This window comes from Gelidibacter maritimus (genome assembly GCF_014062315.1).
GTDB classification, from domain to species: domain Bacteria; phylum Bacteroidota; class Bacteroidia; order Flavobacteriales; family Flavobacteriaceae; genus Gelidibacter; species Gelidibacter maritimus.
The window spans coordinates 139,354-158,608 of sequence record NZ_JACGLT010000006.1 but is presented as its reverse complement, the minus strand read 5'-3'; the positions used below and the strand labels follow the sequence as shown (position 1 = coordinate 158,608).

Sequence of the window (19,255 nt, the reverse complement as noted above, 5' to 3'; positions counted from 1 at the left end):
TTAACAGTTGCAACCTTGACAGCTACAGTTTTCACAGGTACATGCGGCGCAATTTCCCATCTGGCAATTGTCGCAATTGCAGATGCATTCTTTATTATTCATAATCTATTTGTTTTAAGGTTCACCTAATAGACGTGAAAAGATGGAAAAAGATGCATTTTATCGAAACTATTTTACAAACTAGTGTCTTCACGCGAGCGTTCTCTACATATTTCTACGATACTGACCACCCACTTCAAATAGTGCTTCCGTAATTTGGCCCAATGATGCCACTTTACACACTTCCATCAACGCTTCAAAAATGTTTTCGTTATGGATGGCTTTATGCTGCAGGTCTTTTAGTAATTCTGTTGTATCATTCCCTTTGTGGAGATTTTCTAAAGTTTTAATCTGAAATTGCTTTTCTTCTTCTGTGGCTCTTATCACTTCTTTTGGAATAATGGTTGGTGATCCTTTACTACTTAAAAAGGTATTTACACCAATGATCGGAAAATCACCATTATGTTTTAACGTCTCATAATACAAGCTTTCTTCCTGAATTTTACTACGTTGATACATGGTTTCCATAGCACCGAGAACACCTCCCCTTTCGGTAATACGGTCAAATTCCTTCAACACGGCTTCTTCTACCAAATCGGTCAATTCTTCAATTATAAATGAGCCTTGGATTGGATTCTCATTCTTTGCCAGTCCCAATTCCTTATTAATGATCAATTGAATGGCCATGGCACGTCTCACAGATTCTTCGGTTGGCGTGGTAATGGCTTCGTCATAAGCATTTGTGTGCAGCGAATTACAGTTGTCATAAATAGCATATAGCGCTTGAAGCGTCGTACGGATATCATTAAAGTCAATTTCCTGAGCATGCAAACTACGTCCTGAGGTCTGGATATGATATTTTAACATTTGCGCTCTTGGGTCGGCGCCATATTTATGTTTCATGGCCTTTGCCCAAATTTTACGCGCTACACGACCAATTACTGCATATTCAGGATCAATGCCATTAGAGAAAAAGAAAGATAGATTTGGCCCAAATTTGTTGATGTCCATCCCCCTACTCAAATAATATTCCACATAGGTAAACCCATTGGATAGGGTTAAGGCCAGCTGAGTAATTGGATTCGCTCCAGCTTCTGCAATATGATATCCTGAAATAGAAACAGAATAAAAGTTACGCACATTATTTTCAATGAAATACTCTTGCACATCACCCATTAATCGTAGGGCAAATTCTGTGGAGAAAATACAAGTGTTTTGTGCTTGATCTTCTTTTAGAATATCCGCCTGAACGGTACCACGCACTTGAGCGATGGTTCTGGTCTTGATGTCTTGATAAACATCATTGGGCAGTACCTGATCGCCTGTAACGCCCAAAAGCATCAATCCCAAGCCGTCATTGCTTTCCGGCAAATCGCCTTTATACGTAGGACGTTCTACATCTTTTTCCTTGTAGATTTTAGCAATCTTAGCCTCAACCTCCTTTTCGAGTCCATTTTCCTTGATATACAACTCACATTGTTGATCAATGGCAGCGTTCATAAAAAAGCCCAGTAGCATAGGTGCAGGGCCATTGATGGTCATACTTACAGAGGTCATTGGGTGCGATAGATTAAAACCGGAATACAGTTTCTTGGCATCATCCAAACAACAGATACTCACTCCTGCGTTTCCAATTTTCCCATAGATATCAGGACGATGGTCTGGATCATTTCCATAAAGTGTAACACTATCAAAAGCGGTGGACAAGCGTTTTGCCGGTAAGCCCATACTCACATAATGGAAACGACGATTGGTCCGTTCCGGCCCACCTTCACCAGCAAACATACGTGCCGGATCCTCGCCAGTTCTTTTAAAAGGATAGAGTCCGGAGGCAAACGGAAACTCACCAGGTACATTCTCCTGTAAAACCCACTGTAAAATATCACCCCAAGCTTGATACTTTGGCAGGGCCACCTTTGGAATTTGAAGATGCGAAAGTGATTCGGTATGGGTCTCAATCTTTATTTCTTTATCTCTTACTTTAAATGAATAGATTGGATCTTTGTAGGTGTTGACTTTGTCATCCCAACCGATAATAACCTCCCAATTGTAGGGATCGAGATTTAATTTAACACGATCAAATTCGCCTACCAACAGTTTTAGGAAGTCTTTGTTGTCATCTCCGCTTGATTTGACCGAGGTGCTATCGATACCCGCTTTATCCAATTCAGGTGCACTGCCAATAACCGATTCGATGGTTTTATAAATCCCGTACAGCTTTTGTGCCACTTCAACTTGTTCGGCCGCCGTTTTATCGTAGGCCCGATTATTTTCCGCTATTTCAGATAGGTAACGTGTTCTTGCTGGAGGAATAACAAAAATCTTTTCGCTCATTTCCTCAGAAATTGTAAAATCAGACTTTAAATCTGCCTTAGTTATTTCCACAATTTTATCCATAATAGCCTTATACAGCGTATTCATGCCAGGGTCGTTAAATTGCGAGGCAATCGTTCCGAAAACCGGTAGGTCTTTAGGGTCTACATCCCATAAAAGATGATTACGTACATATTGCTTTTTGACATCACGGAGTGCATCCAAAGAACCACGTTTATCAAATTTATTGATGGCCACTAAATCGGCAAAATCCAGCATATCAATTTTTTCCAACTGCGTAGCGGCACCAAATTCAGGCGTCATGACGTATAAGGACACATCAGAATGCTCAATAATTTCAGTGTCTGATTGGCCGATGCCCGAAGTTTCGATGATGATCAGATCATATTCTGCAGCTTTTAAAACTTCTATGGCTTCATTGACATATTTTGAGAGCGCCAGATTGGATTGGCGCGTCGCCAAACTTCGCATATAAACACGCGGATTGTTGATGGCATTCATCCGGATACGATCTCCTAGCAAGGCGCCGCCAGTTTTTCGTTTTGACGGATCTACAGAAACCAAACCAACGGTTTTCTCGGGAAAATCGATTAGAAAGCGACGGACCAACTCATCCACCAACGACGATTTTCCAGCACCTCCTGTTCCGGTAATTCCAAGCACGGGGGTCTTGGAGGCTTTATTCTTAGTATGAATTTCATCTAATAAGTTATCCGCAACCTCCGGAAAATTTTCAGCTGAAGAAATAATACGTGCAATAGCTTTTGGATTCTTCTTATTTAAATCCTTCAATTCAACATCCAGCACATCTCCTATGGCATAATCAGAAGTCTTCACCAAATCATTGATCATGCCTTGCAACCCCATTTCTCTTCCATCGTCTGGAGCATAAATTCTGGTAATGCCATAATCCATCAACTCTTTAATTTCTGAAGGCAGGATGACACCCCCGCCGCCGCCAAAAATCTTGATGTGCCCTGCACCTTTTTCCTTTAACAGATCATACATATATTTAAAGTACTCATTATGTCCCCCTTGATAGGAAGTAATAGCAATGGCATTGACATCTTCTTGAATGGCAGTATTGACCACTTCTTCCACACTTCTATCATGACCTAAATGAATCACTTCAACTCCGGTAGATTGGATGATACGGCGCATGATGTTGATGGCTGCATCATGCCCATCAAAAAGAGAAGCGGCAGTTACAATTCTTACTTTATGTTTCGGTTTATATGGTGTTGCTTGTATCATTATTAAAACTTGAAATTATACGTCCTGCAAATTTACAGATTTTATAAAAGAAGTCACCTCATATTATGAATAGTTTAAATTTGCAAGAGGGGTTGTAGCGGCATCCTTTTTAAGGCATAGATCAACTCATCTAAAAATATCACTATATTTAAATGCCTTAAAAAGATATAGCGTAAAACCCGGTTTTTATTTCAAAAACTTGCCCAAAAACCTAAAATCCGAACTATTTGATATATTTTTGAGGTTATCTTAAAATCGATAATTATGAGAAAATCCTTATTTATTTTGCTTGCCATATTCACTTTAAATTCCTGTGCTGAATTGCAAGGCGTTGTTGATTCCTTACCACAAGGCGGTGGCGTTTTAAGCAACACAGATATTGCATCGGGTCTGAGACAAGCACTGGATATGGGTATTGAAAAACAAGTGACTAAACTGACCAAAACGGATGGTTTTTATAAAAATGAACTGGTTAAAATACTTTTACCTGCAGAATTACAAAAGGTGGATAAAGGTTTGCGTGATATAGGACTTGGAAACTTGGCCGATGAAGGTTTAAAAGTACTCAATCGTGCTGCTGAGGACGCCGTTAAGGAAGCCACTCCAATTTTTGTGAATGCTGTAAAGGAAATTACCTTTGCCGATGCGCGAAACATTCTTTTGGGTACTGATGACGCCGCTACACAATATCTGACCAGCAAAACCCAAACATCTTTGTACGATAAATTTCATCCGGTTATCAATAATTCGTTCGCTAAGGTGGGTGCCGATCAGATATGGCAAAATCTGATTAATAGGTATAATTCAATTCCGTTCACCAGCAAAGTCAATCCAGATTTAACGGATTATGTCACCGAACAAGCCTTGGAAGGAGTATACACAATGATTGCAGTTGAAGAAAAAGAAATCAGAAACAAAGTGGGTGCTAGAAGCACTGATCTTTTAAGACGGGTTTTTGCACTTCAAGACAGGAAATAATCTGATAACATTAAGCATTAAAGCATCAATTTGCTAAGTTCATAAGTCGGTGGCATCTATCCACCGGCTTTTTTTATAATTATTTTAAAAATTTAACTTGCTCGCTAAGTGTATTTTAAATATATTTAACTTATAAACTCTTGTAGTCATGAAAACCTCCTTGGAAATTAAAACGCACCAACTCAAACTACAATTGCGGTATAAGCAACTTATTGAACAAGCCTACAACTTCCGTCAAACGGATCATGCCTTAAGTGATATTTCAGAATACAAAGCCATCAAGCTTTTAAATAAACTGAACCGTTTAAAATATTTAAATAGAGAGGCGCCTGTAAAAAGGTTAAATTAATTATTACCAAAACTTTAACGTTCTCACCACATCCTTAGCAACTTACAATACGTATTTATAGATTAAGAACATATCCTAATAACCTATGAATACACAAAATTGCAAAGTTGGAAAAGTTAAGTTTAGCCTCAATGAGGTATTGAACTTAAAGGAAGTTGAGAAAAACTACATAAAATTCACCGAAGAAGCCTATAATATGCTACAATTGGACGCCAGTTTAAGTGACTTTTTATACCATGAAGCTTCCAAACTGAGAAAGATCATCCTCAACTTAAAGAATTCTAAGCCCACTGATGTTGATGCAGCGTTTTAAAATAATCAAACGCTTTCAATAATCGCGATCCATACCAAGAAAACAGTTCGCCATCCACCACATGAATGGTGGCCTTCGGGAAGAATGGCCTGATGTCTTGTATGTGCTTCTCTTTGAATGGAAATGGTTCGCTTGACAGCAACACAAGTTCTGCGTTTTCCGTCAGTGATGCGTCGAGCAAGACTTCTGGGTAGCGACTGAGGTGCCCATAATAATTCTCTAAGCCGTTTAATTGCAATAATTCATCTATAAAATTATCTTTTGCAGCGACCATCCACGGGTCTTTCCATATAAAATAAGCGGCAGTTTTTTTAGGTTTATTCGCTATGAAACCTTCAAACTCAAATTTCTTTTTAGAGATTTCCTGGCTAATTTTAATGGCGGCGTCTTCTTTTGAGAATAGCGCGCCATACATTTCAATCAATTCCAAAGTATCTTCAATTGTATAGATATCACTAATGTGCACGGTAGCAATAGACTCCAATTCCTGAATCATCTGTTTGGTGTTTTCCTCTTTATTACATAAGATGATATCAGGTTTCAAATCTTTAATTCTATCTAGATGAACCTGTTTGGTACCGCCAACGATAGTTTTATTTTCTTTAAGATGGGCTGGGTGGACGCAGAATTTAGTAATTCCTACAATTGAAGATTCCAAACCTAAATCGACCAGCAGCTCAGTTTGTGATGGAACCAAGGAGATGACCCGTTCTGGAGTTTTATCTACTTTAATATGTCGGTTGAGTTGATCTTTCATTTAATTCTAACTCCAGGCGACAGAGCACCAACGAAAATCCTTCTTAAATTTTATAAATAAAATACGAGTAACCAAAAAAGTGGACAAAAACATTATAGGCTTTCTAAGATGGCGGCCATTTCTATCTGCAATTCACTCGCTTTCTCGGCAGCCACCTCAGCAAAATCCTTTCCGTTTGAGGCATAGATGATGCCTCTTGAAGAGTTGATCAATAGCCCAACTGACGCTATCATTCCGTATTTGCATACCTCTTTGAGGTTTCCTCCTTGCGCCCCTACCCCCGGAACGAGCAAGAAGCTGTCAGGAATAATTTTACGGATGTCAGCTAAATATTCCGCTTTTGTAGCTCCCACAACATACATTAAGTTAGCGGCATTTTTCCACGATTTTGAAGTTTCCAAAACGTGTTTATAAACTTCCTTGCCGTCAACTGTTTGGGTCTGAAAATCATAAGCGCCTGCATTGGAAGTCAAGGCCAAGAGAATGGTGTGTTTGTCTTTAAATTCTAAAAAAGGTTCAACAGAATCCTGTCCCATATAAGGCGCAACGGTAACACTATCAAAGCCAAAATCTTCAAAAAATGCTTTTGCGTACATCTTGCTTGTATTGCCAATATCACCACGTTTAGCATCGGCAATAGTGAATATTTCGGGATGGTTCTGATTGAGGTATTTGATCGTTTTGTCGAGTGATTCCCAACCTTTTAGTCCGTAAGCTTCATAAAACGCTGTATTGGGTTTATAAGCTACACACAAATGGTGCGTAGCGTCAATTATAGCTTTATTAAAAGCAAAAATAGGATCTTCTTCTTTTAGAAGATGCTGCGGAACTTTATTCAAATCAACATCCAATCCAATACACAGGAAAGATTTTTTTAATTTGATTTGATCAATGAGTTGTTGTGTAGTCATACATCAAAAAAAAGCCTCAAATTGAGGCTTGATATTAAATTGCATCTGTATTTGCTTGTAGCTTCTGGGTGTTTTCTGCCAATTGCAACTCGTCAATGATACGCTGAATATCGCCATTGACAATATTATTCAAGTCATAAAGTGTCAAACCAATCCTATGATCGGTAACACGTCCTTGCGAATAGTTGTAGGTTCTAATTTTAGCACTTCTATCTCCTGAGCTTACCATAGAGCCTCTTTTCTCAGCATCTTCGGCATTTTTCTTAGCCAATTCCATCTCGTATAATCGTGATCGAAGTACTTTAAATGCCTTCTCCTTATTTTTGTGTTGCGACTTCTGATCTTGACATTGTGCTACCAATCCTGTTGGAATATGGGTTAAACGCACCGCAGAATATGTGGTGTTAACTGATTGACCTCCTGGACCAGAGGAACAGAAAAAATCAATACGCACATCTTTCGGATTGATTTCCACATCAAACTCTTCAGCTTCTGGAAACACCATCACCGTTGCCGCACTGGTATGGACACGACCTTGGGTTTCTGTTTGAGGTACGCGTTGCACACGGTGCACTCCAGCCTCAAATTTCATGGTACCATAAACATCTTCGCCAGAGATGGCAAATTGAATTTCTTTGAAACCACCATTGGTGCCTTCACTATAATCCACTACATCTACTTTCCAACCTTTGCTTTCACAATATTTACTGTACATTCTGAACAAATCACCAGCAAAAATACTGGCCTCATCACCGCCAGTTCCAGCACGAAGCTCCACGACAGCATTTTTGACATCTTCGGGGTCCTTAGGAATCAACATCATCCGGATTTCTTCTTCCAGCTTTGGAATACCTTCCTTGGCTTCGTCATATTGCATTTTGGCCATTTCGACCATTTCTGGGTCGCTACCGTCATTAATAATCTCTTCGGCTTCGGCCAAATTGTTAGTCAATTCTAAATACGCCTCACGCTTATCCATCAACTGGCGTAACTCCTTATACTCTTTATTAAGGTCAATATAACGCTTCTGATCAGATATGATATCCGGTTGGATTATTAAATCGCTAACCTCATCAAAACGTTGTTTTACTATTTGTAACTTGTCTAACATAAATGGTTTAATTGTGATACAAAAGTACAATAATTTCTTAATTTTGAATTGGGAAATTTCATTATGACCTAAAGTATCGGCACAATAGAAACATGATTTGCCATTCAAAAAAAAAAGCTGAGTTCATTTAATTTTAAGAAATAAGTTCCTAAAAACTTCGTTCATTAGTTATGACACACCGTTTAGGCGCCATAATACTATTTTATAAACCCTTCTTTTTGTGGTCCATGGCCATCAATATTTTAATTGTCATTTTCACACCTCACATTCTTCCGAGCATTATCGTCAAACTACTGCTCACATCTTTTATCTATTATTTAATACGTGAAACCAACGCTAAGCGCAAATTGATTTTTTATAAGAATTTGGGAATTTCTACATGGCGGTTATTTTTCACACTTTTTGTAATTGACATAACAATAACCATTAGCTTTCTGCTATTGATGAAAGCATTTATATGATTATTGAGCTGGATAGTATTGAGTTGTATTTTAAAGAACGACGCATTCTTAATGGCATTTACTTAAAGGCTGAAACTGGACAGATTGTTGGAATTCTTGGCAGAAATGGCTCCGGAAAAAGTTGTTTGCTCCAAATTTTATTCGGTTCATTAAAGCCAAAATATAAACTTGTCAGACTTGACAAAAAACCACTTAAAAGACCACTCTACACCCTGAATATGGCCTCTTATTTGCCACAACATCAGTTAGCGCCTGATCATTTGAAGGTTAAAACTCTGTTTCAAATGATGAATTTGGAGTGGAACACGTTTGTTAACCATTTTGAAAAGTTTCAGAACTATTACAACACACGCATAAGCAAATTATCTGGAGGTGAACGTCGCGTTATTGAAACTTATAGCATCTTAAAAAGAGAAGCGGCTATTGTTTTATTGGATGAACCATTTTCCAACATTTCACCTTTACACATTGAAAAAATCAAAAAACTGATTGAGATAGAGAAATCAGAAAAAATCATAATCATTACCGACCATTATTTTAATGATGTCATTGACATGTCGGATACCCTTTATCTATTGAAAAACGGTTGTACTAAAATAATCGACAACTTGGAAGAGCTTGAGGATTACAACTATATAAATCCGGGAAAATTGAAAGCAAGAAATGGATTTCATGATTGATACCAAGTTAGCCATGCAATGTTGCATTAACGCTTTTTCATTTTCTGTTCTATTTGCCCCCATACCGGTCAGGTTGTTCATGATCTCCATAACTAAGGCTATGCAGATCAATCTCAAGGCCTTAGAACAGAAATATAACTTTACTTTCTGAACGACATTGCAAAATTAAATTGGCCTGACTCAATTAACAGAGAATAGAACTTATTTTTTAAGAAAGTAAAAAGGAGGCTAATAACCTCCTTTTTTAAATGCATTATAGTCAATTTAATTTTATCCACATTTTGAAGAGCCACAATCCTTACAGGTCAGGCATCCTTCTTGGTAAATTAAGTTTGTAGACTTGCAGCTGCTGCACGACTGGCCTTTTACTTGTGTTCCGTCTTCCACGTAACGCTTCAAGGCTCTGGCAACCCCATTTTTCCAGGTATTGATGGACTCCGTATCCAATTGCAAACTGTTAATCAAATCTACCACCTTGTCAATTGGCATACCGTGACGCAAAGTACTTGAAATCATTTTAGCGTAGTTCCAATATTCCGGATCAAATTTATGAGACAAGCCTTCAATGGTTGTTTTATAACCTCTCATATTTTTGTATTGGAAATCATAGCGTGATGTGCCATCTTCGTTTCGATTTTTAATAATCAAACCTTCATTTGCCCAACGCGGGATTAAAATACCATCTTCATCATCAGCAAGACCAGTAAAAATTTCATAAGGCTTACCATCAATCAAACCGATGAAGGCAATCCATTTTTCTTTATTATTTTGGAATCTCACTACATCAGCCTCTAAAGTTTGCGGACGCTTGGTTGGGAATGTCGTCAGAGTTTCCTGATCTTCTTCCTTCTTCTCATCATTTGAAATCAATACGCCGGAACGTGAACCATCACGATAAACCGTGACTCCTTTACACCCCTTCTCCCAAGCTTCCATATAGAGCTGTCCAACCAGTTCTTCGGTAGCATCATTAGGTAAGTTTATGGTGACACTTATGGAATGATCAACCCATTTTTGAACCGCACCTTGCATAGAAACCTTACTCATCCAGTCCACATCGTTAGATGTAGCTTTATAATATGGCGATTGTTTAATCAAGGCATCCAATTCCTTTTGATCGTAGTTTTTACTGATGTCGTAGCCGTTAACCTCCATCCACTGTTTAAACCTATGGTGGAACACCACATATTCTTCCCATGAATCTCCTACCTCATCCACAAAATCTACTCGAGTTTCCTTGTCGTTCGGATTGACTTTTCGGCGTCGTTTATAAACCGGCATAAAGACAGGCTCAATTCCAGAAGATGTTTGGGTCATTAAACTTGTGGTTCCCGTTGGCGCAATGGTCAATAGAGCAATATTACGACGACCATATTCTGTCATGTCATAATATAGTTTCTCATCCGCAGCTTTCAAACGCTGAATGAACGGATTGTTTTTTTCGCGCTCCATATCAAAAAACGCAAAAGCACCGCGTTCCTTGGCCAAATCAACCGACGCACGATAAGCCGCCAGAGCCAAGGTTCTGTGTACTTCTACTGAAAACTCATTGCCTTCCTTACTGCCGTATTGGATGCCCAATGCAGCCAACATATCACCTTCCGCGGTAATGCCAACCCCGGTTCTTCTCCCCTCCTTTGCTTTAGTTCTGATATTAACCCATAAATTTCTTTCAGTAGCCTTGACTTCATCACTTTCAGGGTCAGCATCGATTTTCTGTAAAATAACATCAATTTTCTCCAACTCCAAGTCGATGATATCATCCATAATTCGCTGCGCTACCGCAACGTGTTTTTTGAAGAGTTCAAAGTTGAATTTGGCGTCTTTTGTAAAAGGCTGCTCGACGTAGGAGAACAAGTTGATAGCCAACAAACGGCAAGAATCGTAAGGACACAATGGAATTTCACCGCAGGGGTTGGTGGACACTGTTTTATACCCTAAATCGGCGTAGCAATCAGGTAGTGATTCATTAATAATGGTATCCCAGAACAAAATTCCAGGTTCAGCAGATTTCCATGCGTTATGGACAATTTTCTTCCAAATGGCATTGGCTTCAACGGTTTTTGAGAATTTAGGCTCCTCACTAAAAATAGGATATTTTTGGGTGTAAGAGCTATCCGATTTCACTGCCCTCATGAATTCGTCATCTATTCTTACCGACACATTAGCTCCGGTAACTTTACCTTGCTCGAGTTTGGCATCAATAAAGTCCTCCGCATCCGGATGATTGATGGAAACTGACAACATTAAGGCGCCTCGTCGTCCATCCTGCGCCACTTCTCTTGTAGAGTTAGAATAGCGTTCCATAAATGGGACGATTCCGGTAGAGGTTAAGGCCGAATTCTTAACTGGTGAGCTTTTTGGACGAATGTGTGACAAATCATGGCCCACACCACCACGACGTTTCATCAGTTGCACTTGCTCTTGATCAATTTTCATAATGCCACCGTACGAATCGGAGTCGCCAGAATTACCAATTACAAAACAATTTGATAGTGAGGCAATTTGGAATGGGTTTCCAATACCTGCCATCGGACTCCCTTGAGGTACAATATATTTGAAATCTTTGATGAGTTCAAAAATTTCCTGTTGGGACATTGGGTTTTGATATTTAGATTCAACACGTGCAATTTCTTTCGCAATACGCTTGTGCATATCGTTTGGTGTCAATTCATAAATATGACCATCGGAATCTTTAAGGGCGTACTTATTTAACCAAACTCTTGCGGCCAAATCATCGCCTTTAAAATAATCTAAGGCAGCATTAAAAGCTTCTTCTTGTGTGTACGTTTGGGTTGGGGAGGTAAGCGTGTCAACTTTCATGGATTAATATACTTTTATCAATTAAAGAAATAAATTATAAAAGCATAAAGAAACAAAAAATAAACAACTTCATCTATGATCGAAATCATGAAGTTTACAACAAACCAAGGTCAAGTCATTGATTTTCAAAGGAATAACTACTTATCAACATTAAAAAGTTAACAAATATTTTTGACGTGTTTATCGAATTTAAATCAGAAATCAATCACGACACCTATACCCAATAGTTGTTTCCATTGCACTCTTGCTCCGCGTTCAACATACTCACCTTCTACTTCAGATGGTACTGAAATTTTGATGTCATCATCGTATTTCAAATGGGAACTCAAAGATGCTTTTACAAATTGATTGACTTTAAAATTAAAATTAACCAACCAGTCCACATCCACATTTCCGAAGTTATCAATATAGTCTGTATACAAATTTAGCTTCGTTGAAATTACAATATTCTCATACATTTCGGTCTCAAAAAAGTGAGACACCAAAATACCAACCTCATTTCTTATACGTTGACCTGATCTGATCAATTTTCCATCACTATCATAAACTGCAGGATCAACACCAAAAGCGCCCTTATTTGCTAGCGCCTCATCCAAAACAAACGTGGTTTTAACCGTTAATGGTGAAAAATAGAATGAAAATTTGTCAAAATCCTTACCATACTCGGCACCAGCACCAATAAACATATATCCTGGCGCCATAAATTTTGAAATAGGCGTCTCTTTATTTGGGTATTTATAACCGTTGGTAAACTGTGATTTAAAATTAATATGGCCGGAAAAAAACCAATTGGTCAGAGAGTCTTTTCTGTAACCCAACTTGGAGTCAAGTTCAAGAAGATCTTCAGTTTTTCTTACTTTTTGCGATTCTTGCTTATTGACCCCGTAGCGAATCTTACCGCTGTTTTTCCAAAAAAAGTTTTGACGATCATAATTTAATGAGGAGTTCAACCCCAAAAGCCCAGAGATAGAGTTACTTCCTCCTGAATTCCAGTTGACAAAGGTCACCTCACTGATATCGAGATTAACTCTGTTTTTTTGTATCCATTTTGGTTTTTCAACTGCAGCAACCGAATCTGTATCTGTTGTTTGCCCGTTTAAAAATTGACATAGCAACACTATGCACACACTTAAAATCTTTCTCATTAAGTAGGGGTTTAATGGTTTAGACCAATGTTAATATTCAAATTCTCCAAATTCACTTTTAATGGTCAACTGCTTTTTAGCGGCATTCTCCACCCTTCCCACTATTTGTGCCTCTACATTAAACGATCGCGATATAGCTATCAGATCGTCAGCAATTGAAGGAGACACATATAACTCCATACGGTGGCCACAGTTGAACACTTGATACATTTCCTTCCAACTGGTGTTGGATTGCTCCTGAATCAACTTAAACAACGGAGGAATTGGAAATAAATTATCTTTGATGACGTGTAGATCCTCTATAAAATGTAGAACCTTGGTTTGGGCACCACCACTGCAATGCACCATCCCATGGATGTCTTCTGAATTATATTTAGCTAAGATCTGTTTTATTATTGGCGCGTAGGTACGTGTTGGTGATAGCACCAATTTTCCAGCATCTAAAGGCGAACCTTCTACAGCATCAGTCAATTTCACCTTTCCGGAATACACTAAATGCTCAGGCACAGAGGCATCAAAACTCTCTGGAAACCTTTCAGCCAAATACTTATGGAACACATCATGTCGTGCTGAAGTAAGCCCATTGCTACCCATACCGCCATTATACTCGGTTTCATAGCTTGCTTGCCCGGAAGAGGACAGACCAACAATAACATCTCCCGCTCGAATATTGGCATTATCAATGACGTCAGAACGCTTCATCCGAGCCGTAACAGTAGAATCAACAATGATAGTACGCACCAAATCACCAACATCAGCAGTTTCGCCTCCTGTAGAATGTATGGTCACTCCAAAAGCCTTTAATTCGGTGATCAATTCTTCTGAACCATTTATAATTGCAGAAATCACCTCTCCGGGGATTAAGTTTTTGTTTCTTCCAATGGTAGAAGACAGCATGATATTATCAGACGCCCCCACACAAAGCAAGTCGTCAATATTCATGATCAATGCATCTTGTGCGATACCTTTCCATACTGAAATATCACCCGTTTCCTTCCAATACATATAGGCCAATGAAGATTTTGTACCTGCGCCATCAGCGTGCATGATTAAACAGTAATCTTCATCGTTAGTGAGATAATCTGGAACGATTTTACAAAACGCCTGTGGGAACAGACCTTTATCAATGTTTTTAATAGCATTGTGCACATCCTCCTTTGAGGCAGAAACACCTCTTTGGGCATACCTTTTACTTATGTCTTGACTCATAATTTTAATTGGATACGCAAAAATAAGGATTGTATCTTAGTTTTCCTCGAGAATCGGATTTGAATTCATAATAGAGGGGGTGTCTTTAAGAAGTCTTCCTTTTTTATTGCCATCACCAAAGTAAATTGTGGTTCCGAACAGGATCCTCCAATAAGCATCATCAGACCCTCCAGCAATGACACCGTCAAGAGTATCGCTAAACACGTAATTATAGTCTGCCATAAGCCGCAAACCCAATCTTTTGGCAGCAATAACCTCTATTCCCGCACCTCCCTGAAACTTGGCTGCGCTTTGCGTAAAATAATTAGCAGCATTCAAACCACCACCAGCGAATAAAAAAGGTGAGAACCTATGATATGGTGCCATGAGATATTCCAGATTCAAATCAAAGGACATGAACCCTTCATTATAGATATCTTCAAATGCGAGATTGAATTTGTTATAGGTGAAGCCTAAGTTAAGATGTGGAGAAAGGCTTCGCTTATAACCAACACGAAATGCAATTTCGAAAATTGGATTGGGCAAGTCTCCGTTGACATTTGACGTGCCAATTGCTGCTTCAGCCGCATTCATTCCCCTAAAATCGGTGAAAAAAGCTTTTTTATTAAAATTCTCTTCCACGGTCAATGTTTCGTTTTGTGCGAGCGTCTTAAAGCTGAAAAGCGTTAAAAACACTAAAGAAATATTCTTTATAAAAAACGGATAAATTTTCATTACTACTTTTTTTGTTTCAATATTCTTTTGCAAATCCACTTTTGATATGAGATTAAAAAAGCGGAAATACAATGTCAATTTTTTGTTTGCCCCTACCGATTGTAATCTGAAGGAACAGTCATATTCGGATTTTAAATAAGCAACCTCAAATTAACAGGGTTATTTGCTGATATGAACATATTTATTCTATGATGGTAAATTCACTCTGTGAAGTTAATGGAAAGAATAAATACAACACCTAAACCAACAAACTCTCTAATTTTTCATTTATTTTTAGTCATAAAAAAGGACAGCTAATTCCAAAGAATTAGCTGTCCTTTTTTGTTTTCAATATATGATTTTCTTAATACAAACTCAGTTTAAAATCCAAGTTTAGCATTATTTTGACTTCCATCATGTACAATTACTACAGTATCTTGTTTCATAACCGGAGCATCATCATTCGAATCACCTTGAGAAAACAAATAGGTCGCAAATGCCAAAGCCGCAAGGCTTAGAATAAGTTTTTTCATTTTAATAATTATTGATTAATAGCACTACAAATATAAGAAATCAAGTGGCTGAATACGAGCTTTCAAGCATCTATTATTGCAGATTATCAATAATTTCGACTAGTTGCAATTTATCAAGACGAAATACATTTTTTGATGGGGTCATTTACGTAGACCTACGTACTGAACGACGTTTCTGGCGCTTTTTTGAATGAAAAAAACCTCTAAGTCAAGAGGTTTTTTAATAATTTTTATAAAGTATCGGCCAAAATTAACAGGTAAACAATAGTTCACGGTATTTTGTCATTGGCCATAGCTCATCATCCACCAATAACTCCAATTTATCACAATGGTAACGAATGCTATCAAACAATGGTTTTACTTTGAAACAATAATCGCTGGCTCGAATCTCAAAATCCTCTACAAGATTTGCTGTTCGTCTCTCATCGGTCATTCTGGTAACATCAGAATTGATAGAAGAAATATGCTCTGAAATATCCTCGATCAAATTGAGTTGTTCCTGAGCGAACTTTTTAAAGTCATCACCATAAATTTCCTTGAGCCCTTTGACGTTTTTTATCAGTCTATTTTGATACTGTACGGCAATTGGAACAATATGGTTTCGAGCAATATCGCCAAGAACACGTCCTTCTATTTGAATACGTAAAATATATTCCTCCATTTCAATCTCATATCTGGCTTCCGATTCAATTTTGTTCATAACGCCCATTTCATCAAAAATTTTGATAGCTTTTTCAGAAACCTTTGCTTTCAACGCTTCAGGAGTCGTCCTGTGGTTGCTAAGACCTCGTTTTTCCGCCTCTTTTTCCCAAGCTTGGCCATAACCATTGCCTTCAAAGAGAATATTCTTCGACTTTTTAATATAGTCTCTCAAGACGTTGAAAATGGCGTCGTCCTTTTTCATTTCCTTTTTCTTGATCAATTTATCTACTTCCGCTTTGAAATCACGTAGTTGTTTTGCGACAATGGTATTTAATACGGTCATCGGATTGGCACAATTGGCAGTTGAACCAACCGCCCTGAATTCGAACTTGTTTCCCGTAAATGCAAAAGGAGAGGTTCTATTCCGATCGGTATTGTCCAATAATACATCTGGAATTTTACCAACCACATTCAACTTCAGTTCCGTTTTCTCTTCTGGTGACAACTTACCATTGGTCACATTTTCAAGTTCATTCAACACTCTTGTCAATTGCTCACCAATAAAAATAGACATTATAGCTGGTGGCGCCTCATTCGCACCCAAGCGGTGGTCGTTGCTCGCTGAAGCAATTGCGGCCCTTAGAAGCTCTTCATTATCGTTTACAGCCTTGATGGTATTGATAAAGAATGTCAAGAACTGTAAATTGCTCATTGGGGTTTTTCCGGGACCTAATAAATTAACGCCTGTATCTGTACTTAAACTCCAGTTGTTATGTTTTCCGGAGCCATTAACCCCAGCAAATGGTTTTTCATGGAACAGAACCTTGAAGTTGTGACGCTCTGCAACCTTGTGCATGACATCCATCAATAACGAGTTGTGATCCACTGCCAAATTGGCTTCATCAAAAATTGGGGCCAATTCAAATTGATTTGGAGCCACTTCATTATGTCTCGTTTTGACCGGAATTCCCAGCAACATACATTCCACCTCCAAATCCATCATATAAGCTAAAGCTCTTGCCGGAATTGAACCAAAATAATGATCATCCAATTGTTGCCCTTTGGCTGCAGAATGCCCCAACAAGGTCCGACCTGTCTGAACAATATCTGGTCTTGATGCCGCTAAGGCGCTGTCAATTAGAAAGTATTCCTGCTCCCACCCCAAGGAGGTATTCACTTTTTTTACGTTCTTGTCAAAATATTTACATACTGCAACTGCAGCAGTATCCATGGCATATAATGCTCTCAACAATGGGGTCTTATAGTCCAAGGCCTCTCCTGTATAGGCAACAAATACCGTTGGAATACACAAGGTCGTTCCGTAGATAAATGCTGGAGACGTAGGGTCCCATGCGGTATAACCACGCGCTTCAAACGTATTTCTGATACCACCATTAGGAAAACTCGAGGCATCGGGCTCCTGTTGGACCAATTGTGCGCCGCCAAATTTCTCAATGGCCAATCCGTTACCAATGGTTTCAAAAAAGGCATCGTGTTTTTCAGCGGTAGAACCTGTTAAGGGCTGAAACCAATGCGAGTAGTGCGTTGCCCCTTTAGATATGGACCATTCTTTCATTCCTGTTGAAATATGATCAGCAACAGAACGGTCTATTTTTGCTCCCGTTTCCACAGCCGCCATAACGCTATTAAACGCCTCTTTTGTTAGAAACTGCCGCATTGTAGCTTCATTGAACACATTGGATCCAAATAGCTCTGAGCGTCTTTGGGTCTCATCAATATAGACAGGTTTGCGATTAAGGGTTTTTTTAACTGCGTAGAAACGTAATGTGGACATAATTGTTTATTTAATTAAAATTATGTCACAAAAATAAAAAAAAAGGAACACAAATTAATTTACACCCTAAAAAAAATAGGGTCTCATGTCAAAATCTATGTGATTAGCAATACCAACCCCTCTATTTTTCGATGTAGAAGGCCAAAAAGATAAAAATTAGATAAGATGCTAACAAAATAAATCCTTTTAACCGGCCCAATTCCATTTTCTTAGGCAAAAAGATCATGGGGATCAAGATGAAGGCAAATGCCATCATCCAAATTATATCATTGGCCAATATTTGCGGATTGTTCACAGCTATTGGCTGAATCATGGCAGTAATACCAAGAACGGAGGCAATATTGAAAATATTAGACCCTATAAGATTTCCTAATGAAATGGCTTTCTCTTTTTTCAAGGCTGCAATGACCGATGCGGCCAATTCTGGCACACTGGTCCCGATGGCCACCATAGTCACCGAAATGACGCGCTCACTAACCCCCAATGAAACCGCCATCTCCTTGGCGCCAAAAACCAACCACTCACTTCCAAAGTAAAGTGCAGCCGCACCTATCAGCAACCACACCGTAATTTTAAACCCTGAGGTAGCTTGGAGTGTCTCATCCAATTCTTCAACATGGGTTTCAGGCTCATTTTTAGATTTTCGGATGAGAACAACTAAAAAGATGATCAATGAGAGAGTCAAAGCAGCGCCTTCCCATCGGTTTAACACGTCACCACTCTGCAACATAAAATAGAGCACAACGGACAAAATCATCATCATGGGCCAATTGAGTTTGTAAAAATTGCTGTCAACCATAATTGGCGAAATAAGCACCGTTATCCCCAATACTAAACCAATATTAGCAATATTGGACCCTATGACATTCCCTAATGCAATATCTGAAGAGCCGGCCAAAGCCGCCTGTAAACTCACCAACAGCTCAGGCGCAGAAGTTGCAAAAGACACAACTGTCATTCCAATAACCAGTTTGGAAATATTAAATTTAAAAGACAATGCCACTGAGGAGCGCACCAAAAACTCACCACCTACTACTAACAAAATCAAACCTAAAATGACCCAAACTAAACTCATAAATTATATTTTTGGCGAAGATACTATATTCAATTTATGAGAAAGACTTTGGCGTTTAGGATTTTTAAAAAAAATCCACACTCTCGTAAAATCAAGAGCCTCGAAGTCTTCCCGACCGGCATGGGCGAGCAAGCTCACTACTAAGCTGCTAAT

General features: G+C 38.7%; 15 protein-coding genes. 4 read left to right on the top strand and 11 right to left on the bottom strand.

Annotated features, from left to right (window positions below; all coding sequences use genetic code 11):
• Positions 1-204 precede the first annotated feature (204 nt).
• Positions 205-3,627 (bottom strand): methylmalonyl-CoA mutase family protein, encoded by a 3,423-nt coding sequence (locus tag H3Z82_RS09615; RefSeq protein ID WP_182205288.1) that lies wholly within the window; start codon positions 3,625-3,627, stop codon positions 205-207.
• Between the two features lie 264 nt (positions 3,628-3,891).
• On the opposite strand from H3Z82_RS09615, the gene H3Z82_RS09610 reads away from it, so the two are divergent.
• The 3 genes from H3Z82_RS09610 (at position 3,892) to H3Z82_RS09600 (ending at position 5,267) form a co-directional block, all read left to right on the top strand.
• Entirely contained in the window at positions 3,892-4,605 is a 714-nt protein-coding gene (locus tag H3Z82_RS09610) for a DUF4197 domain-containing protein (RefSeq protein ID WP_182205287.1), read from the top strand.
• Positions 4,606-4,753: 148 nt separating this feature from the next.
• A complete protein-coding gene (locus H3Z82_RS09605; protein WP_182205286.1) occupies positions 4,754-4,954 on the top strand; it encodes a Lacal_2735 family protein in 201 nt (66 codons plus the stop codon).
• 85 nt (positions 4,955-5,039) lie between these two features.
• A complete protein-coding gene (locus H3Z82_RS09600; protein ID WP_182205285.1) occupies positions 5,040-5,267 on the top strand; it encodes a hypothetical protein in 228 nt (75 codons plus the stop codon).
• On the opposite strand, the gene H3Z82_RS09595 is transcribed toward H3Z82_RS09600, so the two are convergent.
• The 3 genes from H3Z82_RS09595 to prfA all read right to left on the bottom strand — a co-directional run bounded on the left by H3Z82_RS09595 (position 5,236) and on the right by prfA (position 8,046).
• A complete protein-coding gene (locus tag H3Z82_RS09595; RefSeq protein WP_182205284.1) occupies positions 5,236-6,024 on the bottom strand; it encodes an ABC transporter substrate-binding protein in 789 nt (262 codons plus the stop codon). The two genes, H3Z82_RS09600 and H3Z82_RS09595, sit on opposite strands and share 32 nt — an antisense overlap.
• A 92-nt stretch (positions 6,025-6,116) precedes the next feature.
• Positions 6,117-6,935 carry an orotidine-5'-phosphate decarboxylase gene (gene pyrF / locus H3Z82_RS09590; RefSeq protein WP_182205283.1) on the bottom strand — a complete coding sequence of 273 codons (819 nt, stop codon included), beginning with the start codon at positions 6,933-6,935 and terminating at the stop codon, positions 6,117-6,119.
• Between the two features lie 34 nt (positions 6,936-6,969).
• A complete protein-coding gene (gene prfA / locus H3Z82_RS09585) occupies positions 6,970-8,046 on the bottom strand; it encodes a peptide chain release factor 1 (protein WP_182205282.1) in 1,077 nt (358 codons plus the stop codon).
• Positions 8,047-8,503: 457 nt separating this feature from the next.
• Between prfA and H3Z82_RS09580 the strand changes: the two genes are divergently transcribed.
• Complete coding sequence (locus tag H3Z82_RS09580; RefSeq protein ID WP_182205281.1) at positions 8,504-9,187, top strand: ATP-binding cassette domain-containing protein; 684 nt, start codon at positions 8,504-8,506, stop codon at positions 9,185-9,187.
• A gap of 270 nt (positions 9,188-9,457) precedes the next feature.
• On the opposite strand, the gene H3Z82_RS09575 is transcribed toward H3Z82_RS09580, so the two are convergent.
• From H3Z82_RS09575 to H3Z82_RS09545, 7 genes are all read right to left on the bottom strand, one after another.
• Entirely contained in the window at positions 9,458-12,010 is a 2,553-nt protein-coding gene (locus tag H3Z82_RS09575; RefSeq protein ID WP_182205280.1) for an adenosylcobalamin-dependent ribonucleoside-diphosphate reductase, read from the bottom strand.
• A 194-nt stretch (positions 12,011-12,204) separates the two neighbouring features.
• Positions 12,205-13,155 carry a DUF3078 domain-containing protein gene (locus H3Z82_RS09570; RefSeq protein WP_182205279.1) on the bottom strand — a complete coding sequence of 317 codons (951 nt, stop codon included), beginning with the start codon at positions 13,153-13,155 and terminating at the stop codon, positions 12,205-12,207.
• A 30-nt stretch (positions 13,156-13,185) separates the two neighbouring features.
• Positions 13,186-14,364, bottom strand: coding sequence for an AIR synthase related protein (locus tag H3Z82_RS09565; RefSeq protein WP_182205278.1), 1,179 nt, complete (start codon positions 14,362-14,364; stop codon positions 13,186-13,188).
• Positions 14,365-14,400: 36 nt separating this feature from the next.
• A complete protein-coding gene (locus H3Z82_RS09560; RefSeq protein ID WP_182205277.1) occupies positions 14,401-15,078 on the bottom strand; it encodes a Curli production assembly/transport component CsgG in 678 nt (225 codons plus the stop codon).
• 359 nt (positions 15,079-15,437) lie between these two features.
• Positions 15,438-15,590, bottom strand: coding sequence for a hypothetical protein (locus H3Z82_RS09555; RefSeq protein ID WP_182205276.1), 153 nt, complete (start codon positions 15,588-15,590; stop codon positions 15,438-15,440).
• Between the two features lie 250 nt (positions 15,591-15,840).
• A complete protein-coding gene (locus H3Z82_RS09550; protein WP_182205275.1) occupies positions 15,841-18,027 on the bottom strand; it encodes a glutamine synthetase III family protein in 2,187 nt (728 codons plus the stop codon).
• A 121-nt stretch (positions 18,028-18,148) separates the two neighbouring features.
• Complete coding sequence (locus H3Z82_RS09545; RefSeq protein ID WP_182205274.1) at positions 18,149-19,102, bottom strand: calcium/sodium antiporter; 954 nt, start codon at positions 19,100-19,102, stop codon at positions 18,149-18,151.
• Between the last annotated feature and the right edge of the window lie 153 nt (positions 19,103-19,255).